This is a genomic window from Acinetobacter guillouiae CIP 63.46 (genome assembly GCF_000368145.1).
Classification (GTDB): Bacteria; Pseudomonadota; Gammaproteobacteria; order Pseudomonadales; family Moraxellaceae; genus Acinetobacter; species Acinetobacter guillouiae.
In genome coordinates this window covers 243,913-267,604 of sequence record NZ_KB849287.1, presented here as the reverse complement: position 1 = coordinate 267,604, position 23,692 = coordinate 243,913, and the positions used below count along the sequence as shown (strand labels likewise).

General features: G+C 39.7%; 21 protein-coding genes and 1 pseudogene. 10 read left to right on the top strand and 12 right to left on the bottom strand.

Annotated features, from left to right (window positions below):
• Nucleotides 1–63: 63 nt before the first annotated feature.
• The 6 genes from F981_RS21390 (at nt 64) to F981_RS21365 (ending at nt 7,242) form a co-directional block, all read left to right on the top strand.
• Complete coding sequence (locus F981_RS21390; RefSeq protein ID WP_004725672.1) at nt 64–1,254, top strand: PLP-dependent transferase; 1,191 nt, start codon at nt 64–66, stop codon at nt 1,252–1,254.
• Nucleotides 1,255–1,557: 303 nt separating this feature from the next.
• Entirely contained in the window at nt 1,558–3,117 is a 1,560-nt protein-coding gene (locus F981_RS21385; protein ID WP_004725670.1) for a helicase HerA-like domain-containing protein, read from the top strand.
• A 306-nt stretch (nt 3,118–3,423) separates the two neighbouring features.
• Entirely contained in the window at nt 3,424–4,632 is a 1,209-nt protein-coding gene (gene hmpA, locus F981_RS21380) for an NO-inducible flavohemoprotein (RefSeq protein WP_004725668.1), read from the top strand.
• 94 nt (nt 4,633–4,726) lie between these two features.
• Nucleotides 4,727–5,170 (top strand): RrF2 family transcriptional regulator, encoded by a 444-nt coding sequence (locus F981_RS21375; RefSeq protein ID WP_004725666.1) that lies wholly within the window; start codon nt 4,727–4,729, stop codon nt 5,168–5,170.
• Between the two features lie 130 nt (nt 5,171–5,300).
• The gene (yihA, locus tag F981_RS21370) at nt 5,301–6,158 is read left to right on the top strand and encodes a ribosome biogenesis GTP-binding protein YihA/YsxC (protein ID WP_004725664.1); all 858 of its coding nucleotides are present in this window, start codon (nt 5,301–5,303) and stop codon (nt 6,156–6,158) included.
• Nucleotides 6,159–6,294: 136 nt separating this feature from the next.
• Nucleotides 6,295–7,242 (top strand): metal-dependent hydrolase, encoded by a 948-nt coding sequence (locus F981_RS21365; protein WP_004725662.1) that lies wholly within the window; start codon nt 6,295–6,297, stop codon nt 7,240–7,242.
• Between the two features lie 101 nt (nt 7,243–7,343).
• Here the strand turns inward: F981_RS21365 and F981_RS21360 are convergent, their stop codons facing one another.
• Together F981_RS21360 and F981_RS21355 are read right to left on the bottom strand one after the other, a co-directional pair.
• Nucleotides 7,344–8,582: a dicarboxylate/amino acid:cation symporter gene (locus F981_RS21360; RefSeq protein ID WP_004725660.1), complete on the bottom strand. Its 1,239-nt coding sequence runs from the start codon at nt 8,580–8,582 to the stop codon at nt 7,344–7,346.
• Nucleotides 8,583–8,735: 153 nt separating this feature from the next.
• The gene (locus F981_RS21355; protein ID WP_004725658.1) at nt 8,736–9,611 is read right to left on the bottom strand and encodes an acyl-CoA thioesterase; all 876 of its coding nucleotides are present in this window, start codon (nt 9,609–9,611) and stop codon (nt 8,736–8,738) included.
• A 288-nt stretch (nt 9,612–9,899) separates the two neighbouring features.
• Between F981_RS21355 and plsB the strand changes: the two genes are divergently transcribed.
• On the top strand, nt 9,900–12,485 hold the full coding sequence (plsB, locus tag F981_RS21350; protein ID WP_004725655.1) for a glycerol-3-phosphate 1-O-acyltransferase PlsB: 2,586 nt from the start codon (nt 9,900–9,902) through the stop codon (nt 12,483–12,485).
• A 253-nt stretch (nt 12,486–12,738) separates the two neighbouring features.
• Here the strand turns inward: plsB and F981_RS21345 are convergent, their stop codons facing one another.
• Both F981_RS21345 and F981_RS21340 read right to left on the bottom strand, forming a co-directional pair.
• Entirely contained in the window at nt 12,739–13,251 is a 513-nt protein-coding gene (locus F981_RS21345; RefSeq protein ID WP_004725653.1) for an alpha-ketoglutarate-dependent dioxygenase AlkB, read from the bottom strand.
• 20 nt (nt 13,252–13,271) lie between these two features.
• Complete coding sequence (locus F981_RS21340; RefSeq protein ID WP_004725651.1) at nt 13,272–14,093, bottom strand: NAD(P)H-binding protein; 822 nt, start codon at nt 14,091–14,093, stop codon at nt 13,272–13,274.
• Nucleotides 14,094–14,152: 59 nt separating this feature from the next.
• Between F981_RS21340 and recG the strand changes: the two genes are divergently transcribed.
• Nucleotides 14,153–16,198 carry an ATP-dependent DNA helicase RecG gene (gene recG, locus F981_RS21335; protein ID WP_004725649.1) on the top strand — a complete coding sequence of 682 codons (2,046 nt, stop codon included), beginning with the start codon at nt 14,153–14,155 and terminating at the stop codon, nt 16,196–16,198.
• Between the two features lie 220 nt (nt 16,199–16,418).
• A complete protein-coding gene (locus F981_RS21330; protein WP_004725646.1) occupies nt 16,419–17,048 on the top strand; it encodes a ComF family protein in 630 nt (209 codons plus the stop codon).
• Nucleotides 17,049–17,100: 52 nt separating this feature from the next.
• Here the strand turns inward: F981_RS21330 and F981_RS21325 are convergent, their stop codons facing one another.
• Entirely contained in the window at nt 17,101–17,499 is a 399-nt protein-coding gene (locus F981_RS21325) for an NUDIX hydrolase (RefSeq protein WP_035371913.1), read from the bottom strand.
• 77 nt (nt 17,500–17,576) lie between these two features.
• Nucleotides 17,577–18,194, bottom strand: a complete 618-nt coding sequence (locus tag F981_RS21320; RefSeq protein WP_004725643.1) for an LOG family protein — start codon at nt 18,192–18,194, stop codon at nt 17,577–17,579.
• A gap of 158 nt (nt 18,195–18,352) precedes the next feature.
• Between F981_RS21320 and F981_RS21315 the strand changes: the two genes are divergently transcribed.
• The gene (locus F981_RS21315; protein ID WP_004725641.1) at nt 18,353–19,366 is read left to right on the top strand and encodes a magnesium and cobalt transport protein CorA; all 1,014 of its coding nucleotides are present in this window, start codon (nt 18,353–18,355) and stop codon (nt 19,364–19,366) included.
• A gap of 115 nt (nt 19,367–19,481) precedes the next feature.
• On the opposite strand, the gene F981_RS21310 is transcribed toward F981_RS21315, so the two are convergent.
• The 6 genes and pseudogenes from F981_RS21310 to F981_RS24290 all read right to left on the bottom strand — a co-directional run.
• Nucleotides 19,482–19,769 (bottom strand): anti-sigma factor antagonist, encoded by a 288-nt coding sequence (locus tag F981_RS21310; RefSeq protein ID WP_004725639.1) that lies wholly within the window; start codon nt 19,767–19,769, stop codon nt 19,482–19,484.
• A 27-nt stretch (nt 19,770–19,796) separates the two neighbouring features.
• A complete protein-coding gene (locus F981_RS21305; RefSeq protein WP_004725637.1) occupies nt 19,797–20,417 on the bottom strand; it encodes an MlaC/ttg2D family ABC transporter substrate-binding protein in 621 nt (206 codons plus the stop codon).
• 21 nt (nt 20,418–20,438) lie between these two features.
• A complete protein-coding gene (mlaD, locus tag F981_RS21300; protein ID WP_004725635.1) occupies nt 20,439–21,116 on the bottom strand; it encodes an outer membrane lipid asymmetry maintenance protein MlaD in 678 nt (225 codons plus the stop codon).
• Nucleotides 21,116–21,895, bottom strand: coding sequence for a lipid asymmetry maintenance ABC transporter permease subunit MlaE (mlaE, locus tag F981_RS21295; RefSeq protein WP_004725633.1), 780 nt, complete (start codon nt 21,893–21,895; stop codon nt 21,116–21,118). The genes mlaD and mlaE overlap by 1 nt, the downstream gene beginning before the upstream one ends.
• Nucleotides 21,892–22,710: an ABC transporter ATP-binding protein gene (locus F981_RS21290; protein WP_004725631.1), complete on the bottom strand. Its 819-nt coding sequence runs from the start codon at nt 22,708–22,710 to the stop codon at nt 21,892–21,894. Before F981_RS21290 ends, mlaE begins: the two co-directional genes overlap by 4 nt.
• A gap of 412 nt (nt 22,711–23,122) precedes the next feature.
• Nucleotides 23,123–23,692: pseudogene (locus F981_RS24290) on the bottom strand (DEAD/DEAH box helicase); the annotation flags it as partial.

The following is a 23,692-nucleotide window of genomic DNA, read 5'->3' as shown; positions in this document are numbered from 1 at the left end:
CGTCACTGAGCGATTATGTTTTGCTTACTTTAGTCCAGCTATTAACAAAAATTGAGTATTCCTGTGAAACAAAAACCAGTTACTGCTTTAATTCATTCTTCTCGTAAAGCACCACAATATATAAATACAATACAGCCTCCCCTATTTCGTGCGTCAACAATTATATTTGAAAATACCGATGCACTATTTAATCGCCATTGGACAGATCGTTATGACTATAGTTACGGCACACATGGCACACCGACAACGTTTACCTTAGGCGATCACATTGCCCAAATAGAAGGTGGTGAATATTGCTTGCTTGCGCCCAGTGGTTTATCTGCGATTAATCTAGTCAATTCATGTTTTTTAAGTCATGGAGATGAAGTCTGGGTCGCTGACAATATCTATGGTCCCAACATGGAACATCTACGTCATCTTGAAAAAAGTTATGGCATTATCGTTCAAGTTTATAATCCTATCGATGCAGACACATTCCAACCCAATGAAAATGCCAAACTGATTTGGTTGGAGGCCGCAGGTTCAGTCACACTCGAATTTCCTGATTTAGTGAGTTTAGTCAAAAAAGCCAAAGCAAAAAATATCCTCACGGCTTTGGACAATACCTGGGGCGCTGGCCTAGCGTTTAATGCCTTTGATTTTAGTCATGAACATTTAAGTGTAGATATCAGCGTACACGCCTTAACCAAATACCCAAGTGGTGGTGGCGATATTTTAATGGGATCTGTGGTCACTCAAGATAAAGCTTTACATCATCAGCTGTTCCGTATGCATGCCATCCAAGGTATCGCGATTTCGGGTGATGATGCCGCACAAGTACAGCGTAGTTTGGCCTCAATGCAAATTCGTTATGAGCATCAGTCTCAAAGTGCTTTAAAGATTTTAAATTGGTTAAAGAATCAAAATGCGTTTGCTCAAGTTTTACACCCTGCGGATTCTGACAATATAAGCCACACCTATTGGAACCAGACCTGTCAAACAGGACAAAGTGCTGGTCTGGTTAGTGTTATTTTTAAACCTGAGTTTGATATCAACAAAATCAGAAAGTTTTGTGATCATTTATCTTTATTTAAACTCGGTTTTAGTTGGGGTGGTCCTGTCAGCTTAGTCATGATTTATAATCTGACTGACATGCGTCATTTAGAACGCGCACATCTAGAGCAAGGTCTATTGGTTCGTTTCTGTATTGGCTTAGAGCATCCAGACGATTTAATCCAAGATATTCAAAACGCACTTCAAGCCATTCAAGCTTAATATTTTAACTCAGCAGGCTTAATACATAATATCTGGGTCTTTGCTATATCAAATGATGGCAAGGGCCTTACACTCACCTCTAAACACGATTAAGCGCAGAGATCATTCAGCAAAAAGTACATTTAGCTTTTACTTATTCCCACTGCATTTCAAGACACAATCCGCACCACCTTACATTCAAATTCAACAATAAAAACAGATTTACAACATCATCATTTAATGCAATTTTGTATAACAACAATGATATAAATATTGAGTCAGATAAAGAACATCCAAACTCAAATTAAAGCTATAGGAATAACAATGGGCACACCAATCGTCATCGCAAAAAAAACCTCAGATACAACACAAGATATTGTATTACATTCACAATTTGCTAACCGCCATGGTTTAATTGCAGGTGCCACAGGGACAGGTAAAACCATTACCCTTAAAGTGCTTGCTGAAAGTTTCTCACGGATTGGTGTACCCGTATTTCTTGCCGATGCCAAAGGGGATGTTTCCAGTATAGCCAAAGCAGGTTCAACCAATCCTAAATTTGAAGAACGCATTAAAAGCTTAGGAGTAGACAGTGTTCCTTTTGCTGCATCACCGACTATTTTTTGGGATTTATTTGGTGAACAAGGACATCCGATCCGTACCACAATCTCTGAAATTGGCCCACTGTTACTTTCGCAAATGCTGAATTTAAATGACACTCAAGAAGGTGTGCTTTCAGCAGTGTTCCGTGTTGCAGATGATCAGGGCTTACTGTTAATTGATTTTAAAGATTTAAAAGCCATGCTGACCTATGTCAGTGAAAATGCTACGGCTTTAAAAGCAGAATACGGCAATCTCTCACCAGCAAGTTTAGGTGCTATTCAGCGCAATCTATTGGCCTTAGGTGATCAGGGCGGTCAACGTTTCTTTGGTGAGCCAAGCCTTGATATTATGGATTTTATCCAAACTGATGCCAATGGACATGGTTATATCAACCTATTGGCTGCGGATAAGCTGATGAACACACCAAAGCTCTATGCGACCTTCCTGCTTTGGATGCTTTCAGAATTATTTGAAAAGTTACCTGAAGTCGGTGACTTAGATAAGCCAAAATTGGTGTTCTTTTTTGATGAAGCGCATTTGCTCTTTGATAATGCCAGCCCAGCATTACAAGAAAAAATTCAACAAGTGGTCCGTCTAATTCGCTCTAAAGGTGTCGGAATTTATTTCATCTCACAAAGCCCATTAGATATCCCAGAAAATGTTTTAGGACAGCTAGGCAACCGTGTACAACATGCTTTACGCGCTTTTACCCCTAAAGATCAAAAAGCAGTAAAAACTGCGGCTGATACCTTCCGCGCTAATCCAGAGTTTAAAGTAGATCAAGCAATTACAGAACTGGCTGTCGGTGAAGCGCTTATTAGTTGCTTAGATGAACAAGGTACACCTCAAGTGGTTGAACGAGCGATGGTGATGCCACCCTACTCATCATTTAGCCCAATTACTTTAGATGAACGAAAAGCATTGATGGCGCAAAGTATTGTTGCGGGTGTTTATGACAATGAAGTTGATCGTGATAGCGCTTATGAAATGCTACAGCGTAAAGTTTCTGATAGCTCACAACAGCAGGTGGCTTTTGATGCAGTGGCTCAACAAGCCAAGCAATTAGAAGAGCTCACAAAGCAACAACAGACTCTCGATAAGCAACAAGCCAAAGAGCAAGAACGCATAGAGAAAGAGGAAGCAAAAGCTGCAGCTGCACGTGCCAAACTGACTCAAGATGTGATCGGAACTTTTGCTAAAAGTGCCGCAAGAACCTTAGGCGGTCCTACAGGGCAAAAACTGGTCCGCGGTTTGTTAGGTTCATTATTTGGTGGCCGTTAATTCTTTTAAACAAAAATATGAGGAGCGTTAGCGCTCCTTTTTTATTCCTCATTTTATAGCTTATGTTCTTGCTTATGTTTTTATTTGCTTATCCCGCTTATCAAGCTCGCTAAACATATCTAAAAACTTATCAAAAAATTCATCTAAAAAAGCTTAAAAATAAGTTCAATGATTTCAATCAATAAAGCTTAAGTTCAAAATAAACCATAATTATTTTATGTGTTTTTCTTAAAGGTGTATTGCAAATACATTTTATAAGGTATATTTTAAATACATCTTATAAATGACAGCCAAGAGAGATCAACAATGACTCCGCAGCAAATTGACCTTGTAAAAGCAACAGTTCCTGTTCTTCGCGAAAATGGTGTAGCACTTACCGGTTATTTTTATAACCGCATGCTCGGCAATAATCCTGAATTAAAAGAAACCTTTAACATGGGGCATCAACGCAGTGGTGCTCAGGCGCAAGCCTTGGCTGGTGCTGTTTTAGCATATGCTGAAAATATTGAAGATCCTTCAGTACTTTTGCCTGTGGTTGAACTGATTGCCCATAAACATGTCAGTCTGAATATTCAAGCACCTGATTACAACATTGTCGGTGAAAACCTATTACATTCAATTAGTGAAGTATTAACTATTTCGATGGAAGATCCATTGATTGATGCATGGGCTGCAGCTTATGGGCAATTGGCCGATCTATTTATCAGCACTGAAAAAGCGATTTATGAGCAGCACCAACAAACTCAAGGCAGTTGGTTAGGCTGGCGTAAATTTAAAATCGCTAAAAAAGTGAATGAAAGTGAAGAAATTACCTCTTTCTATCTTGCACCAGTCGATGGTGGCGCATTACCTAAATATGAAGCGGGTCAATATATTTCAGTGCGCGTATTTGTTGAGGCATTAGGCTTAAAACAGCCACGTCAATACACGCTATCAACAAGCCCACAAACAGACTATTTACGTATTTCAGTTAAACGTGAAGATGAAAAAGGTGATTTGGCAAGTGGTTGGGTATCAAATACTTTACATGGCTTAGCTGAAGGCTCAGAAATTGAAGTGTCTGCTCCAACAGGTAACTTCTACCTAATTGATAGTAGCAAACGTAATGTCTTCATTAGTGCGGGTGTAGGTTTAACCCCAATGATTGCAATGCTTAACCAATTGGTGACTTTAGACATGCCTCAACCGGCTAGCTTTATTCATGCATGTCGCAGTAGCCAAGTACATGCGATGAAACAACATATTCAAGAGCAAAAAACTAAATTCCCACGTCTCAGTACATTTACAGCTTATGAGTTCCCACATAGCGGTGATGTTATAGGTGAGGACTATGATGTGGCTGGTCGTTTAGACTTAGCAACGGTTGATACAGCATTACTCCCAGCCCATGCTGATTATTATCTTTGTGGCCCAATACCATTTATGCAACAACAACACCAAGCATTGGTGGCTCGTGGTATTAAACCTGAACAAATTCATAGTGAAGCGTTTGGTACGGGTGGTGCAGGTATCTAAATCTACATCCGTTCTTTATAAGGCTGGTCTATGATAGACTGGCCTTATTTATTTCAGGATGAGATACATCTTTACCCATAGATGAGCAGCCTACATGCAACTAAATAAATTTACCGACTATGCCCTGCGCATCTTAATGTACATCGCGCCTCCAAAAGATGTGCCTTATACGATTGCTGAAATTGCAGAAGATTTACATGTTTCAGAAAATCACTTGGTCAAAATTGTGCATTTTATGGGAAAGCAAGGTTGGTTGATTACCACACGAGGTAAAGGCGGTGGTTTGCGCTTAAACCCAGATATCTTAGAATTTCGCTTAGGATATATTGTACGAATTCTCCAACGCGATGCACAAATTGTAGAATGCAATACGCCACCTTGTGTACTACGTCCACGCTGCGGCTTAAAGGGTATTTTAGATCAGGCCGTTGAACAGTTTTATCAAAGCCTAGATCACTATACTGTTGCCGATGTTCTCAACGCACCACCACAACATCCAAAGATCGTAAACTCGCCTATTCCCAATCTCAATGTTTAAATCACAAAAGTTCATCGTCCAAAATCCAATACCTCGATAGCCAATATCTCAGTTTAGACGATCAAAATTCGCTTGAATCTCCGACTTCCTTTATAATGCACTTTGTTTATCCGTTTATTGAAGTTGAAATATGCATCGCAGCAGTGGAAAGTCTAAAAATAGCAAGACCTCAAGCGCCCCTAAACAAAAAATCAGTTATGAAAAAAAGGCTGATCCTGCGATTTCAGAATACTCAACTTCATCTTTGAACTGGTTGCGTAAAGCTGAATTTCTGATGAGTGCGCCTAAACTGAATCTTTGTGTAGAAGATACCGGTTATGAAGTTGCCTTTGCAGGCCGTTCAAATGCTGGAAAATCAAGTGCTATCAATGCATTGACCAATCAAAAGCAATTGGCACGCGCGTCGAAAAGACCTGGCCGTACGCAAATGATTAACTTTTTTAGTTTAGGTAACCCAGATCAACGCCTTGTCGATTTACCAGGTTATGGTTATGCGGCTGTACCTGAAGCAATGAAAATTGTATGGCAAAAAGAACTTGAGAATTATTTGATTCATCGAAAAAGTTTACAAGGTCTTGTTCTACTCATGGATATTCGCCACCCTTTACAACACTTCGATGTGATGATGTTGGAATGGGCATATTCACGTCACTTGTTTGTGCATGTGCTGTTAACTAAATCCGACAAACTCAACCGTGGCCCTGCCAGTAAGGTATTGTTAGATGTACAAGAGCAATTGAAGAAAATGAAGTTGAATTTTTCTATACAACTGTTTTCATCACTCAACAAACAAGGTCTAGAAGAACTTGCTTCGATTATGGCGGGTCGCTTAAATTACACCTTAGACAAAACTTTAGATTTTGATATTGATGCAATTCCTGAAGCCACTGAAGATGATTTGGATGAAGAGTTCATTGATCAAGACCAAGAATCCGAATTCAATAGTGAAAATATTGATGGAAATGTAGATGAAAATCCACAAGGATAAATAAAAAAGTCTTGTCTAACAAAATTCATCACATATTGATACTGGAATGTCCTAAATTGCTAATAACTATTTAGGACATTTTTTTATACTTGAATAATAAAGTGTGAAATCACCAAAGAAAAATTAGGACACTGTGATGAAGTTACTCGCTAAATTAAAGAACAGTCGGATTGGATCGTCTATTCAGTACCACATCAAACCACGTAAAGTGAAATTTGAATGGCAAGATACCCCTGTCGATTGGATTCCAAATCAGCCATTTGTCAGCTACTTTATCAATGAAATTAACAATATTCTCCCAGCAGGTGAATTTTGGTTTTGCCGTTTATACAATCGTGTTTTACCCAAAATCACAGATGAAAAATTAGCTGAAGATGTTCGTGCCTTTATCCGCCAAGAAGCGATGCATGCTCAAGCACATGCTTCAGCAAATAAAGAATACTTAACTGTGCGTAATATTGATATTCAACGTAATCTTGAGATTATGGATTTCTTGTTTGGCAAATTACTTGCAGATCAACCACTCGGCTTTAAAGTACCCAAAATCCTCGATCATCAATGGGATTTGTTCCGCCTAGGTATCGTCGCCACTGTTGAACATATGACTTGTGTGTTGGGTAAATATGCGCTTTATAATAAAAAATGGGCGGAATTGGGTGCAGATCCAAATATGCTTGATTTAGTCAAATGGCATGGTGCCGAAGAGATTGAACACCGTACAGTGGCTTTTGATCTGTATCGTCATTTGGGTGGTGGTTATATTTCCCGTTATTATCAAAGTGTTATCGTGATTGCCGCTGTATTAGGCTTATGGGTTGATGGTGCTGCACATATCATGGGGCAAGACCCACGTTATGCAGATAAAAAACCTGCTTTCTATAAGCCTTGGATTTGGCGTGAATGGGCGAGTATCGCACAATCAGATAATCGCTTAATGCCACATCCATTATGGTTGGTTTCACAGCAATTGGGCTATTTAATGCCTTGGTATGATCCAGTACATGAAGCTAAAACAGAAGATGCGATTGCTTATTTGGATCAATCCCCTGCAGCAAAACGTGCATTGCCTAGAGTTGCAGCATAATAACTGTTAAAACTAATCAATACTGAAATCAAATAAAAAAAGCAGGATTTAGATCCTGCTTTTTTTGGGTCAATCTTTTAGAACACGATCCTAACCATACACTAAGTTGGACTTTCCATATCTTTGGTATTTCGGTCAACAACCACACTAATCATCATATCCCCTTGTACATTCACTACGGTACGTACAGTATCGAGAATACGATCAATTGGCAGAAGAATCGCAATTGCCTCTGCTGGTAATCCCACAGATTGTAGCACCATGATCATGGTGACCATGCCCGCACTTGGAATACCCGGTGCGCCCAATGAAGCAATCATCGCAGTCAGACAGACAATCACTTGTTGGGTAATTGATAACTCTAAACCCATTAAATTGGCAATAAAAAGCGCTGCTGCTGCTTCATAAAGTGCTGTTCCATCCATGTTCAACTGAGAACCGAAAGGAATCACAAAGCCTGCAATTTGTGGACGTACACCTAAATTTTCTTGAGTACACTTTAAACTCAAAGGCATGGTTGCAGAACTTGAACTGGTTGCAAATGCTGTAATTAATGCTGCACGCGTTCCTTTAAAAAAGGTAATCGGATCCATTTTTCCAAAGATCCATAACAACAATGGCAGAACCACAACACCATGAAATATCGTGGTTCCCGTAACAACAATAGCAAACTCAGCAAGACGGCTTAAAATAGAGATGTCTTCTGTTGCAATCAGCTTTGCCATCAACGCAAAAATACCAATTGGCGCAACTTTCATCACCCAACCCACTAACATCATCATGATGTCAAAAAACTGACGCGCCAGTTGTTTGATTGAATTAAAACGCTCTCCACCATGTACCAGTGCCAAGCCCAATAACAAAGCAAACAGTACGACTGCCAAAACATTGCCGTCACTAAATGCTTTAAATGGATTGATGAGGGTATTTTGAATAAAATTGGTTAAAAACGAGCTGGGTGTCAGTGAATCTGGGCTTTTATGTTGATTCATTGCATCTTGAAACATTGCAATGTCCACACCTTGTCCTACATTGAATAGATGTGTTGAGGCTAAACCGAGAATAAGTGCCAATGTCGTTGTGGTCACACAACAAGCCAAGGTTATTTTCCAAACTCGACTGAGTTGACTACCCGCTTCTAAGTTTGAAACACCCACCAAGATTGAACTAAAAATAAGTGGAACCAAAAGCATTTTTAATAAACCAATAAAAATACTACTGGCGATGCTCAAACCATAAATGCTGGCATCTAAAAATTGAGTATTAGGGAATTGATTTAATAAAAATCCAAATGCCACACCAAGAATGGCTGCAATAAAAATTTGGGTGTTTAAACTCATCTTCGCTGACTATTTATAAATATTTACACGTTGAACTATGCCATTGAAGTTATTTAGAATCGAGCATTTTTTTGTCACAAGCTCTGCTAAAAAATAGAAAAGCCATCAGAGATGATGGCTGAGTTTCACGATTAGCGTATCAGTGCAAAAGTATTATTGGTTTTCGATTTCACGTACCCGCATCAAACCTTCTTGCACCGTACTACAAACCAATTCGCCATTTTGCCACATACGACCAAAATTCAGACCGCGTGAATTTGCACTGACTGTTGCATCCATATCGTAAAGCATCCAATCATCTGCTTTTACTGGTTTATGGAAATAGATCGTATGATCAATACTGGCACATTGCAAACTTGGCGAGAGGTAATTGAGACCATGCGGTCGCAAAGCAGTCATCATCAAGGTATAGTCCGAATAAAACGCAACAATTGCCTGATTTAACGAGATGTCATCCGCCTGTTCTGCAGCTAATGGCTCATGCGTACGCAAGTAATGTGCATAAGACGGCGCTTCAGGTTGTGGTTGAAATGGATTGGTCACATTGATCGGACGAATTTCTACCTGACGTGGACGCATAAACGCAGCACGAATATTTTCCGGGATAAAACTGATTAAATTTTCTTTAAGCTCTTGCTCAGCTTTTAATTCATCAGGTGCCGGATATTCTGGCTCAGCAATTTGATAATTCAAGCCTTCTTCAGGTGTTGCAAATGACACCATTGCTGAAAAAATGGTACGTCCATGCTGGATTGCACGTACTTGGCGACTTAAGAAGCTTTTGCCATCACGTAACCGATCAACCTCATAAATGATTGGGGCATTGATATCCCCACCATATAGGAAGTACGCATGTAAAGAATGTACGGGGCGATCAGCGGTGTATGATGCTGCCCGCAGTGCTTGTCCTAAAACTTGCCCACCAAAAACACGCTTACCAACTAAATTTCGACTTTGACCACGAAAAATATGTTCTTCAAGTTTTTCAAGGGTTAAAAGCTCTACAAGCTCTTGGGTTAAAGCATTCATAAGTGACCTTTCTATATACTGACTTTATTCCAATGGATAGAACAAAGTATCCATATTTTAGAGATTTAACTCTATTTTGCCATAAGTCCTGAGAGAAACATTAAATTTTCATAAACTGTATTGTCACTTCTCTTGTGCTGATGGATTGTTTAAAATACGTTTTTTAACGATAAAATCTGACAAGCGACCCGCAGTTTGTCAGAAAATGACATACTGTTCTGTGCTTTAATTACAGAAAATATTTTTTATCCGCTTTATTGCGTGATTCACCATTGGCTAGGAGTATTTATGTCCAAGAGTGGCTTTGGTCAAATGTATCGTCGACTTTCGAGTAAAATACTTGACCTTGTGGTAACACCACATGTTCTTGGAGAGGTTCCTACAGAAGCTCAACCTTTAGACCCTTCAACTGAAAATTCTGAGCTCATTCAGCCCACAACTCAAAAAGTTGTCTGCTATGTTCTACAGAATTACTCACGAAGTAATGCTTTAGTTGTTGATGGTGAAACACGTCGTTTGCAGCTTCCTCCTGCACTTGACCCATTAATGATTGGCAATAGTCGCGAAAAAGCTGCAATTTTATTTTTACAACACCAAGACGAAAACAATTATTTTAATCCGCCTACGCATGCTTATCCGCCACGTTTAGTTAGACTGATTGAATCACTTGATCAAAATGCTGATTTAGATATTGAATTAATCCCTGTTACAGTACTATGGGGACGTTCACCAGATAAAGAAGATTCTTGGTTTAAGCTGTTATTTACGGACACTTGGGCGACTCCAAGTAAAGTCAAACAATTGATGAACATTGGTTTACATGGTCGACAGTCATTCCTTGAATTCCATGAAGCGCAATCACTTAGAGCTTTAGTGGATCATGCGAAAATTGATCATCCCAATATTTCACCAGCCACTTATATTGTCAATCAATTAAATGACTACTTAGATCGTCAGCGTGAAGTCATTCTCGGTCCAGATTTATCTGATCGCCGTAATGTCATGCAATCACTGATTAAAGCCCCTGATGTACAGGATGCAATTCGTAAAGAAAGTATTCGCTCAAAAATCAGCATGATTGATGCTGAACATAAAGCGATTGGTTTTGTAAACGAAATTGCATCCGACTATTCTGCATCGGCTGTACGCTTTGCAGATATGGCCTTGACTCGTCTATGGACACAGCTTTATGACGGCGTTGAAGTACATAACTTCAATACTGTGCGCGAGTTAGTCAAAGACTATGAAGTGATTTATACGCCTTGTCACCGTAGCCATATCGATTACTTGTTATTGTCTTATGTGATTTATAAACGTGGTTTGATGGTGCCGTATATTGCTGCCGGCGATAACCTTAACATGCCATTTGTCGGTCAATTACTGCGTGGAGGCGGTGCATTCTTTATCCGTCGTTCATTCCGCGGCAATGCACTTTATACATCGGTATTTAAAGAATATTTATTTAGCATTCTGTCTAGAAACACACCTCTTGAATACTTTATTGAAGGTGGTCGTTCTCGAACTGGACGTTTGTTACCACCAAAAACTGGCATGCTCGCAATGACGGTACATGGTCATTTGCGCGGCCGTGCCAAACCGATTGTCTTTATCCCAACCTATGTCGGTTATGAGCGCTTGATGGAAGGCGCAACTTATGTGGGCGAAATGAATGGTAAGCCAAAAGAAGCTGAATCCATTTGGGGAATCTTGCAAACCCTGAAAAAAATTGAGCGTATTTTTGGTAAAGTGCATGTCAATTTTGGTGAACCTGTTTTCTTAGATGACTTACTCAAAGCACATGGCGCTGATCAAATCACCATTGAACATAATGATGATCCAATCCCGCAAGAAGTCTCAGATGCAGTGACCAGCTCGGCAAATGCGATTCTGGAAAATATCAACCGTGCTGTGGTGATAAACCCTGTTTCTTTATTGTCACTGATTTTATTGGCAACTCCAAAACACACACTTGATGAAGAAATCTGCATTAAACAGCTTGATACATATCGCAAGTTATTAACTGCAAATCCTTATGACAGCCGCACTCAGGTCACGCCATTATCAGGTAAAGAAATCATTGCCTATGGTATGAAACTGAAATTGATTAAACGTGTCCAGCACGTCCTTGGCGATATTATTGCCATTGAAGATAATCAAGCAATTTTACTGACTTACTTCCGCAATAACATTTTGCATGCCTTTGTTTTACCGTCGCTGGTCGCAGCATTGGTCGAACATAATGGCAAGATCAGTAAGTCTGATTTACTTAATGTGATTCGTACCCTTTATCCATTCTTAAAAGCAGAGTTGTTCTTAAAATGGAAAGATAGTGAAATCAAGGCTCAAGTGACTGAATATGTCGATGCTTTGGCTCAAGCGAATTTAATTTTTGTCGATGATGAAGATTTTATTTTCAGCCCTGCGCCAAACTCAGAAGACCATAATCAATTGGCTGTTTTGGCTGCTCCAGTACGTCAAAGTCTTGAACGTTATTACATGACACTGGCTTTAATTACTCAACGTGGCTCTGGAAATATCTCGATTCGCCAAGTCGAAGAATTAAGTCACTTGGTTGGGCAACGTTTATCTGTATTGTATGAGTTCAACTCACCTGAGTTCTTTGATAAAGCGTTATTCCAAAGTTTTATGAAAGTCTTAACTGAACAAGGCTATATCAAAACCAATGAAGACCATGCCATTGTTTTTGATGAGCAGTTTAGAAATGTTGCGCAATATGCCAATTTGGTTCTTGATGATGTAACTTTGCAAATGCTGCACCATATCACCTCATTTACAGATGAGGAGTTAAAAGAAGCTTTAGATGCTTTAGCCGCTCAACAAGCCAAGAAGCGTTTAAAACGGAAGAAAAAATAAAAGCTTTAAAGTGCCTTTTCCCTTTGGGAGAAGGCTGGGATGATTACCTCTCCCTAACCCTCTCCTGCAAGGAGAGGGAACTTCTCAAAGTCTCAATTATTGAATAATCCTAAGGCTCTCCGAGCTAATTTATAATTTTCAGATTCTAGTGTGATATATCTAGCTACGAAAAAAGTAACTGTTTCATCAGTTAAATTTATTATTTCTATTTTTAGGCTCTAGCCCCACCAACAACTTATCTGCTGACTAAATTTTACAGCAGCTTCCGAAACGTCAGACTCATTCTAGCCTGTTCAATATTTGATTTTGGAATACAATGTTGCCATTCCTCCTGAATCTGCTGACTCATATAAATTAAACTGCCAGCTGCCAACAAATACTCAGAAGTTACCTCATAAGCATGTATTTTTCTAAATTTTAAAATCCGCTCACCACCTAAAGAAATAATCACAACACCAGTTCCTGGAACAAGGACATCTGTTTGATCCGAATGCCATCCCATACGCGCCTGACCATCTATATAATAATTAATAAGACAATTATTTGGTTCAAAACTCAAAGTCTCTTTAATTAAATCAATAATCGGTCTTATTTCATCCAAAAAAGGAGCTTCAGGATAGGACATTTGAGAATAATTATAAGCTTTACCAAAACTCGCAGTTTTACGTGCTGTCATACGCTCATCCCATATTATTTTTCTATTTAAAAGAGCAAATAATTTATGGTTATCTTTTAAAAAATCTTTAATATAAATAATATCTTCCACTTAAGTCTCGCTAATTTAATTTAGTATTCTGACAATAATTTTTGCTCATAATCAATATAACAATTTTGATGTGCCCACTTAAATCCTGTTGCAAGCATCCTCTCCGCAAAAATCTGCTTCCCTGTTTGATTGGAACTTTCTAAAACCAAGTGCGATAAATTCAACTGTTGTTGGAACCATAAAATTATTTCATGCAATGGTAGCGGTTGATTATTTGTACAAATATATGATTTTTCTGGATGTTCCACGTGAAGCAAATGTGCTAAGAAATGTGCAAGGTCATCTATATGGATTCGATTTGACCAATGAATATTGGGATAGCTTGGCGTGGTTTCTGCAAGCTTAACCATACGAGCAACGGATCTGCCATAAATCCCAGTTGGGCGCACAATCACACATTTAGATGGATAAGCCTGTTGCCATCGCTGCTCCATTGCCAATAACAACTGCCCCTGTTGATCACTTGGAATAGGCATTGACTCATCATCAATACGTTCACCACGGTTTTCCCCATAAACACGTGTAGATGACACCACGATGATGCGTTTTACTGAATGATTTCTTAGTGCCTTAACAATCGGCTGCACCGAGTCGACATAGGTTTGTTGATAATTTTCGATAGCACTTAGCGGAGAATTTCGAGATGGTGCGAGCAATACATACACCACATCGACAGGCTGAATTTGCGCTAAATCGAGTTGTTGAATGTCTTGAATCAAATGTTGTGCGAAATCATCATCTTTCGCACTTCGGCTAACTGTGGTAATTTGGTGATCTTGCTGAAATAATTGTTTGGCAACACGTTGCGATGTTTTACCATAACCAATAAATAGAATATGCATTACACGACCTATTCTTTGAAACCGATTTTCAAAATCAATCAAACTTAAGTTGAGGGGACATGGCTGCCGTCCATCAATTGCAAGGGGTTGGCAATGCCGCCGCTGCTTTACTTGAAAAACTAAATATTTTCACCACAGATGATTTGCTGTTTCATTTGCCACGTGATTATGAAGATCGTAGCACGATCATTCCCATGAACCAATTACAAGTCGGTCGTAGTTATCTCATGGAAGGCGTGGTCAGATCAATCGATATGCCACCCGGTAAACGCAAATCGATGGCGATTTTATTGCAAGATGATTTTGGCAAGGTTACCTTACGCTTTTATCATATCTATAAAGCACTCACAGATCGTGCTAAAGCGGGTAATCGTTTAAGAATTTTTGGGGAAGTCCGTGTTGGCGCTCGTGGCCTTGAACTTTACCATCCCGAGATCCAGTTAATTACTGAACATACAGCACTCCCTAAAACCCAACTAACAGCAATTTACCCTGCCACCGAAGGCTTAACCCAACCCAAATTACGTGAATACGTTAAGCAAGCTTTAAACCAGCACGCTGATGCTTTACCTGAGTTATTACCTGAAAAGTTCACCAATGGTTACGCGCTTAAACAGGCGCTGGAGTATATTCATCACCCTCCTGTAAATGCCAATATGCTACAACTTTCACAAGGCTCTCACCCTGCTCAACAACGTTTAATTTTTGAAGAATTGGTTGCACATCAAATCAGCCTATTAACCCGACGTGCTTATATTCAACAAATTGCAGCGCCAGCATTTTCAACCAGTAAAAAGTTTGCAAAAGCCTTATTGGCAAGCTTACCTTTTGAAATGACCAATGCACAAAAACGTGTATCAAACGAAATTGCCAAAGATTTAAAACAAAACAAACCCATGTTGCGACTGGTTCAGGGCGATGTAGGTGCAGGTAAAACATTGGCTGCAGGTGTTGCGGCTTGTCATATTTTGGAAGAAGGCTGGCAAGTGGCGCTGATGGCACCGACTGAGATTTTAGCTGAACAGCACTATATCAATTTTAAGAAATGGTTCGAGCCACTCGGTTTAAATGTGTCATGGCTTTCAGGCAAACAAAAAGGCAAGGCACGCGCTGCGGCTGAACAAACCATTAAGGATGGAACTGCCAATATTGTAGTGGGTACCCATGCCTTATTTCAGGACAATGTTGAATTTTCCAAACTTGGTCTCGTAATTATTGATGAACAACATCGTTTCGGGGTAGATCAACGCCTAGCTTTACGTAATAAAGGCGTGGATAACACCACGCCACACCAACTGGTCATGACGGCAACACCAATCCCTCGCACACTGGCAATGTCTGCCTATGGTGACCTAGATACCTCAGTGATTGATGAATTGCCTCCTGGACGTACTCCCATTCAAACAGTCACGATTCCACTTGATAGACGCGAAGAAGTGCTGAATCGTATCACCACCAACTGTGCTGAGGGTAAACAGGCGTATTGGGTCTGTACTCTGGTCGAACAATCAGAAACTCTCGATGCTCAAGCCGCAGAAGCCACCTATCAAGAGATTAAAGATCGCTTTCCAGAGATTAATATTGGCTTAGTCCATGGAAAAATGAAAGCCGATGAGAAGCAACTGGTCATGCAACAATTCAAAGACAATGAATTGCAACTGCTGATTGCAACGACAGTGATTGAAGTCGGGGTCGATGTTCCAAACGCTTCCATTATGGTGATTGAAAATGCTGAACGCTTAGGCCTGTCTCAGTTGCATCAGTTACGTGGTCGTGTCGGTCGTGGTGCAACCGCAAGTTTCTGCGCCCTACTCTATAAACATCCTTTATCACAAAATGGCCAAGAACGTTTACGTATCATGCGTGAAACCAATGACGGTTTTATCATTGCAGAAAAAGACTTAGAAATCCGAGGGCCGGGTGAATTACTGGGCACCAAGCAAACAGGAGATTTAGGTTTCCGTGTCGCCAAGCTAGAACGAGATGATCATTTACTTAATCAAGCACATTATGTTGCCAGTCAAGTACTAAAAGATGATCCAGAAAATGCTGAAGCTTTATTAAAACGCTGGTTACCTGAAGCACCGAGATATGCCTATGTCTAAACATTTATTTAGAATATCCATGCATAGACATCATAGCTCAGATGTTTGATTCATTCAGTCTAACGACGCTTATCAAAATCTATGCCCACAAATGATGACATGGAGGTTGTCATAACATGCTGATATGAAGATTAAGTGATATAAAGCTTAATAAAAATCTGCTATTGATCTATTCAGCACACTATGCGAAATTAATCACAAATAAAAAATAGAACAGAGCATGCTCCAATTTATCAATCAACTTCTCCATAAAAGCATACAAAGCCTTTCCCCTTGCCTCCTTTGTGGAATAGACCGACAACAACAGCATTCCCTTTGTAACACGTGTTGGAACGAACTTCCTTGGTATAAGCAGCATATAGAACGGCATCAACACCAGATTGTTTGTGCTCACCGTTACGACTTCCCAATTGATCGCATCATCCAAGTCTATAAATATGAACAACAACTGCAATATCAGACACTATTGGCACAAAGTTTATTGAATTTAAGCCTACCTAAAATTCAAGCCATTGTCCCTATGCCAATTTCTACTGCTCGTTTAAAAGAACGCGGCTACAATCAAATGCTGATTATCGCCAAAATCATGGCAAGGCAATTAAATATCCCGGTATGGCAACCCGTGATTCGAGAGGTGCAACACTCGCAAAAAGGTTTAAGTAGAATTGAGCGCTTAGAAAATATTGAATATCAATTTAAAATGATCAAAACAGAAAAAAGAAAATATAAAAAAGTACTGATTATTGACGATGTCGTGACCACAGGCAGTTCAATTCATGCTTTAACCCATGCGTTAGAAAACTTAGGCTGCCAGCAGATTTATAGTGTATGTATTGCCGCAGCTCAATAAATTTTCATCATCGCTCAGCGATACAAATACTGTGAAGCAAACATAGCGAAAATTATGAATGGATTAAATTTGCTTTACACCATGGAATGACGATCTCTTTGGTCAATGGTGCTAAAAGCGTTTGCGCATCATCCAAATCAATCCATTTCATTTCAGCAATTTCTGCATTAATTTTGGGTGTTTGCTCTAGGTCAACTTGATAGAGATAACTCACCAATTGAAAGTCTGCTTCATTGGCTGCTTTTGTTTCAAAACGCCCAATAAACTGAGTAATCTCTGCTTGAACACTAATTTCTTCTAAAATCTCACGCAACATGGTCTGCTCAGGTGGTTCATTGGGCTCAAGCTTTCCACCAACCTGCATAAAAAATTGTGTATTTTGCTTTCTCACCAAGAGCAATTGATTTTTATCATTCAAAATCACAGCTGCCGCGACAGTAATTACATTTATAAGATTTAAAAATAGAATAAAAACACAATATATTGTGACAGCAATAAATTTAAAAACAATATATTGTGTTTTAGTTTTTAACCAAATGTACGATCTACTTGATCTAATTTAACCAATTCTTCACGTTCTTTTACACCCCATTTTGGTTCTGGCGCTTGATAGTGACTAAACTGGGTTAGAATTTCTTCGATCGAGGCAGAATCAATCAACTGATCTGTAAAACGCGCTTTAGAAAAACCTTTGTCTGTCGTGAGTTGAATAAATTTCAATAAATCATCATAAAAACCTTCAACATTTAAAAATGCACAAGGTTTTAAATGAATTCCCAATTGTGCCCACGTCCATTGCTCAAAAATTTCTTCAATGGTTCCTGCACCACCAGGCAATGCAATAAAGCCATCGGAAAGTTCAGACATTTTTGTTTTACGTTCATGCATATTTTTAACAATATACAGCTCGGTCAAATCTGGATGTGCCAATTCACGATCGACCAATCCCTGAGGGATCACACCAATCACTTTGCCTCCTGCTGCCAAAGCACTGTCAGCGACGATGCCCATTAAGCCTGAACGGCCACCACCATAGACCAAAGTTTTCCCTTGCTTGGCGATTGTTTCACCAGTCAGCTCTGCAACATCAGCAAAAATTTGATCCGTACCTAATGATGAACCACAAAAAATAGCAATAGAATTCATAAATTTAACCTAACTTTAATTTTGTCATGCTAAAAATGCAGACGACCAATCAAGATTTTTTTTACAAAACAGCAATGTAATGAGTGTTTTTCCTAAAATCCTTGTCTAAAATACACACATCAAATCGACACCACACTGCGCAAGGGAGAAAAGACATAATGCTTGAAGCCTTTTACGCCACTGAGCGCGGTAGCTTAGAAGATGCAACAATTAATGGTGGATTCGACCTACATCCTGAATTGGTATGGGTTGACCTCATTGCACCTTCACAAGAAGAACAAGAATGGGTTTTAGATGCTTACCAGCAAAATTTACCAACTCTTAAATCTTTAGAAGACATTTCATCCTCTGCACGATTCTACCGTGATGATGATGGGATTCTACATATCAGTACTTATTTTTTAACAAAAAATAAAAATTACCAAGTTGAAGGCGATCCCGAAGATACTTCAAACATGCTTGCCAATGTGCAAACGGTTGCATTCATTTTGCATAAAGACCGCTTATTTACCTTACGTGGTGAAAAGTTGGTTGCCTTTCGTGCCTTTCGCGCACGTGCACGCCGTAATGACTATGAAATCGAATACAAAGATCCGACATGGATTCTTTTAGGCTTATTAGAAGCAAAACTGGATGAGCTTGCGGATATCTTAGAAGATATCCACAAAGACTTAGAGTTATATTCCACAGAAGTCCTCAACGTACGTCATCGTGAAATGATTTTAGACTTAGATGACATGATTACCCGTTTAGCACAAAAGGAAGATATGCTTGGAAAAGCGCAACTTTGTCTGATTGACTTACGTCGTGTCTTAACCTTTTTGTCTCGTCCTCGCGCATTGGGGAGCCATATCTATGATGCAGATATTCGAGAGTTAAGTGAGGATGTACGTTCCCTTGTAGAACATGATGCGTTCTTGTTCCAAAAAGTACGATTCTTGCTTGATACCACCTCTGGATTTATTAACACTGAACAGAACGATACCATTCGTCGCTTCTCCATCTTACCCAGCATGCTTGCTCCACCGATGTTGATTGCCAGTATTTATGGGATGAACACTGAGATTCTGCCATTTGCCCATGGTCACTGGAGCTTTTATGTGGTGATTACCATCTTAATTGCTTTCTTTGTGGGGCCTTTGGCTTACTTTAGATGGAAGAAATGGATTTAAATACTGCATTCCCCTTATTGGATTGAGTTGATATTTAGCACTGCTCAAAGCAGAAAGAAAAATGAGTTAATAAAAAAGCACCTTTAGGTGCTTTTTTACATCAATCTTGCATAGGCTAAATTAATTTCAAGTCATCTTGCAAATGGCAAGCTTGAATAATTTTCATCATCTTTTCAGGCACTGCTTTAAACTGCAGTCCCTGAAGATTTGGTGTTTGACGTAACCACTGCACAAACACAGATAAAGCAAGGGTACTGCCATGTTCAAGCTGTGATAGATTCACAGTTATTGGAAAATTTTTCTCATTTTGAATCACTTTCAAACCATTTAAATAATAGCTTTCAGCATTCTCGTAAGCAATTTTACCGCTAACATATAATTCCTGATTTTTAAATTCAATCACTCGCTTGCACCTATCTATGTTATGAGCTTACTTCTTAACAGCAGCGTCTGCATCAGGCTTGAATGTTGCAATTGCTTTATCAATATTGCCGCCATTACGTTGCACGTTCGCAGCAAATTGGTTACGGAATTGCAAACCTAGATCGATACCAGACACATTCAAATTACGTACTTTCCATTGGCTACCTGCATCAGACAATTGGAAAGATACAGGGATCTTTTCGCCATTGTTATTGAAGTCTAAAGTAACGACAGGAAACTTGCTGTTGGTTGCCTTATACGGACGCATTGAATACGATTGATTTGAATACTTCGCAAATGCGCTACCATAATTCTCAATCAAAGTATTACGGAAGTTTTGTTCAAATTGCGCACGTTGAGCAGGGGTACTGCTATTTGCATAAGTTCCCATCACAATACGTGTAAACGCTTGACCATCCACATAAGGATCAAGGTTTTGGCGAACAATCGCTTTCACAGTAGCAGGGTTTTGCAATTTACCTTGATCTGCTTTTAAGCGCGAAATCAGGCCATCAGCAACACGTTTAACAAATGCCGGTGGTGCTTCTGCTGGAGCAGCTTGAGCCGCAGTCGCCACCATAGTTGCCAAAATAGTTGCAGTAAAAGTTTGTTTTAACAGCATGTTCATTTTCAATAACTCCTCTAATGCCTATTCAACAAATGAAGTTTGAGCATCAGTTGTTTCAGTGGATGCAGATGCATCTTTAGCTTCCGATGCGCCAGTTGATGATTTTCCTGCACCACCCGTAATAAATTTGGTAATCAAATCTTCTAGATCCATCGTACCTTGGGTATTTTCAATGCTTTCACCACGTTTAATGTAGTTAATGCCGCCGCCTGGTACGATTTTCAAATATTTTTCGCCTAAAAGACCATTGGTTGCGACCATTATGTAAGCATCTTCATCAATATTTGTGATGGATTTCATGTTACCTAACAGTTGCGTTTCCATTTCTTTTTGTTTCTCAGGTGTCGCAGCCTGATAATCAGCACTGTAGTGTAAATCACCTAGCGCATTTTCTTTTACTTTTTTCAACTGTTCTGCATTGAAGGTGGTCAATGAACCATCCAAATCGAATCTAACCGTTGCATGACGGGTCACAGGATCAAGTGTAATCGCATCAACTTGTCCAATTTTAACACCGCTCATGGTCACTTTGGCACGCGGTTTTAAACCATTCACATTGTCGAATGTTGCAGTCATTTCATAACTGTCTTTTAAGTTTGTACCGACCAAACCACTCACTTTCATGGCTAAAAAGAATAGAGCAAGACCAAAAATGATGACAAAAATACCGACGGTCAGCTCACTAGCACGTGATTTCATTAAACACCTCCGAACATGACCGCAGTCAACACGAAATCAAAACCTAAAACACATAACGATGAATACACAACAGTACGTGTCGTAGATGTTGCGATACCTTCAGATGTTGGTTCACAAGCATAACCTTGATACACCGCAATCCAAGTACAAATTAAAGCGAATACTAAACTTTTAATGATGGTCCCGTTAAACACATCTTTCATAAACTGGGTGCTACTCAGAATACCACTCCAGTATGAGCCTTCGTCTGCGCCAAGAAAATCAACACCGACCATTTTGCCACCCATAATACCAATCGCAGCAAAGATCACAGACAGCATCGGTAAACTGACAATACCTGCCCATAAACGTGGAGAAATCACACGCTTTAACGGATCAACACCAATCATTTCCATACTGGATAATTGTTCAGTTGCCTTCATTAGGCCAATTTCAGCAGTCAAAGCAGAGCCAGCACGACCAGCAAAAAGCAAGGCTGCCACAACAGGCGCAAGTTCACGTAACAAGGTTAAAGCCACAGCCGCGCCCAACATGGCTTCACTACCAAAAGTGACCAAGATGTTATACATCTGCAAACCGAGTACTGCACCGATGAACAGACCAGATACAGCAATGATCAATAAAGACAGTACGCCTACTCGATACATCTGATAAATGAAAAGTTTTACACCAAGTATTGTTGGCAAAGAGAATAAAATGCGCAACAACATGAGCATTGCAACACCAATGCCCTGAACACGTTCTAGAACGCGTCTACCCAATAAGGCAATAGCATTCATGAACTAACCTCATTACTTAAATAGGCTTGATGACTAAATTGATAATCAACAGGACCTTCAACCGAACCTGTTAAAAATTGCTGTACAAATGGAGAAGCGTGTTGTTGCAATTGCTCAGGTGTCCCCTCGCCTTGCACCTTACCTTCAGCCACAACGTAAATATAGTCAGCAATTGATAATGTTTCATCAACATCATGTGAAACAATAATTGTTGTTAGATCTAAAGCATCACGTAATGATCGAATTAATCGGGTCAAAACCCCCATCACAATCGGATCTTGCCCAGCAAAGGGTTCGTCATACATAATCAAGTCTGGATCAAGCGCAATCGCACGAGCAAGCGCCACGCGTCGATTCATCCCGCCAGAAAGTTCTGCGGGCATCAACTTTTCAGCACCACGCAAACCAACCGACTCTAATTTTAGCGCCACCAACTCAGCAATTAAATTTTCTGGTAATTTTGTATGTGCGCGAATTGGAAAAGCAACATTTTCATAGACGGTCATGTCGGTAAATAACGCACCACTCTGAAATAACATCCCCATACGCGCACGTGCAGCAAAAAGCTCATTACGTGACATCGAAGCAATGTTTTTCCCATCAAGTCGTACTTCACCAGCATCTGGGCTAAGCTGACCACCAATGAGCCGTAATAAGGTTGTTTTACCCGTTCCAGATGGTCCCATGATTGCGGTAATTTGCCCACGACGAATCTGCAAACTCACATTATCGTAGATAACGCGTTCACCTCGGTTAAAACTTAAATTTTTGACTTCAATTAAAGCTTCAGCTTCGGAATGACTGTGTTTATTCATAGCTGAACTTTTTCCTGCATTTATCAGCCCACATACTATACTCTTAAATATCTATATGTTTTGTAATTAAAAGATAATAAAAAATCATAAAGAATATTCATCTTTATAAACAAGGTTACTTGGGCTATTTTTTTAGTTTTTTACTTTTAAATTTTATTTAATGAGCAAATAGATTATCTAAAAAGCAGGCTATAAAAAAAGTACCCAACATTTGAGATCAATAAAAATGAGAACATATATAACATAATTACCTCAAAGAAATCATCAACTTTATTAGATTCAATTTTTCATAAGTTAAGTCTAACTGTTTTATTAAATAAATTGAACTATGTCACACTTTATTCTACCAAATACTTTTCAACTTGCAATAAAAAACCAGCCTTTAGGCTGGTTTTTTATTAAAAATATCTAATTAATCGTTGAATTTGCGACGCGGACGGTCTGCATTGAATTCACGCTTTGGACGGTCTTCACCACCAAATTCACGCTTAGGACGATCTTCACCGCCAAACGCACGTTTAGGACGATCTGAATTAAATTCACGCTTCGGACGGTCTTCACCACCGAATGTACGCTTAGGACGATCATCACCGAAAGAACGTTGTGGACGGTCACCGAAACCACCTTCACGGCGTGGTGGACGATCACCAAAATCACGCTTAGGACGATCAGCAAAACTGCCTTCACGACGTGGTTTGTAATCTACGCTGTTGCCACGGTTGTCATCATTCGAGTTAAAACGAGGTTTATCGTTAAAACCGCCTTCACGACGTGGACGATCAGAGTTGAAATCACGCTTAGGACGATCTTCGCCACCGAATGAACGTTGTGGACGGTCACCGAAGCCACCTTCACGACGTGGTGGACGATCACCAAAATCACGCTTAGGACGATCTTCACCACCGAATGAACGTTGTGGACGATCACCGAAACCACCTTCACGGCGTGGTGGACGATCACCAAAATCACGCTTAGGACGATC

What these genes read in the sequence shown, in the direction of transcription:
- F981_RS21315 (WP_004725641.1), top strand. Translation starts at nt 18,353, where the DNA reads ATGCTTGAAGCCTTTTACGCCACTGAGCGCGGTAGCTTAGAAGATGCA.
- F981_RS21340 (WP_004725651.1), bottom strand. Translation starts at nt 14,093, where the DNA reads ATGCATATTCTATTTATTGGTTATGGTAAAACATCGCAACGTGTTGCC.
- F981_RS21330 (WP_004725646.1), top strand. Translation starts at nt 16,419, where the DNA reads ATGCTCCAATTTATCAATCAACTTCTCCATAAAAGCATACAAAGCCTT.
- F981_RS21360 (WP_004725660.1), bottom strand. Translation starts at nt 8,582, where the DNA reads ATGAGTTTAAACACCCAAATTTTTATTGCAGCCATTCTTGGTGTGGCA.
- F981_RS21355 (WP_004725658.1), bottom strand. Translation starts at nt 9,611, where the DNA reads ATGAATGCTTTAACCCAAGAGCTTGTAGAGCTTTTAACCCTTGAAAAA.
- F981_RS21375 (WP_004725666.1), top strand. Translation starts at nt 4,727, where the DNA reads ATGCAACTAAATAAATTTACCGACTATGCCCTGCGCATCTTAATGTAC.
- mlaD (WP_004725635.1), bottom strand. Translation starts at nt 21,116, where the DNA reads ATGAAATCACGTGCTAGTGAGCTGACCGTCGGTATTTTTGTCATCATT.
- plsB (WP_004725655.1), top strand. Translation starts at nt 9,900, where the DNA reads ATGTCCAAGAGTGGCTTTGGTCAAATGTATCGTCGACTTTCGAGTAAA.
- F981_RS21320 (WP_004725643.1), bottom strand. Translation starts at nt 18,194, where the DNA reads ATGAATTCTATTGCTATTTTTTGTGGTTCATCATTAGGTACGGATCAA.
- F981_RS21365 (WP_004725662.1), top strand. Translation starts at nt 6,295, where the DNA reads ATGAAGTTACTCGCTAAATTAAAGAACAGTCGGATTGGATCGTCTATT.
- yihA (WP_004725664.1), top strand. Translation starts at nt 5,301, where the DNA reads ATGCATCGCAGCAGTGGAAAGTCTAAAAATAGCAAGACCTCAAGCGCC.
- F981_RS21305 (WP_004725637.1), bottom strand. Translation starts at nt 20,417, where the DNA reads ATGAACATGCTGTTAAAACAAACTTTTACTGCAACTATTTTGGCAACT.
- F981_RS21385 (WP_004725670.1), top strand. Translation starts at nt 1,558, where the DNA reads ATGGGCACACCAATCGTCATCGCAAAAAAAACCTCAGATACAACACAA.
- F981_RS21290 (WP_004725631.1), bottom strand. Translation starts at nt 22,710, where the DNA reads ATGAATAAACACAGTCATTCCGAAGCTGAAGCTTTAATTGAAGTCAAA.
- recG (WP_004725649.1), top strand. Translation starts at nt 14,153, where the DNA reads ATGGCTGCCGTCCATCAATTGCAAGGGGTTGGCAATGCCGCCGCTGCT.
- mlaE (WP_004725633.1), bottom strand. Translation starts at nt 21,895, where the DNA reads ATGAATGCTATTGCCTTATTGGGTAGACGCGTTCTAGAACGTGTTCAG.
- hmpA (WP_004725668.1), top strand. Translation starts at nt 3,424, where the DNA reads ATGACTCCGCAGCAAATTGACCTTGTAAAAGCAACAGTTCCTGTTCTT.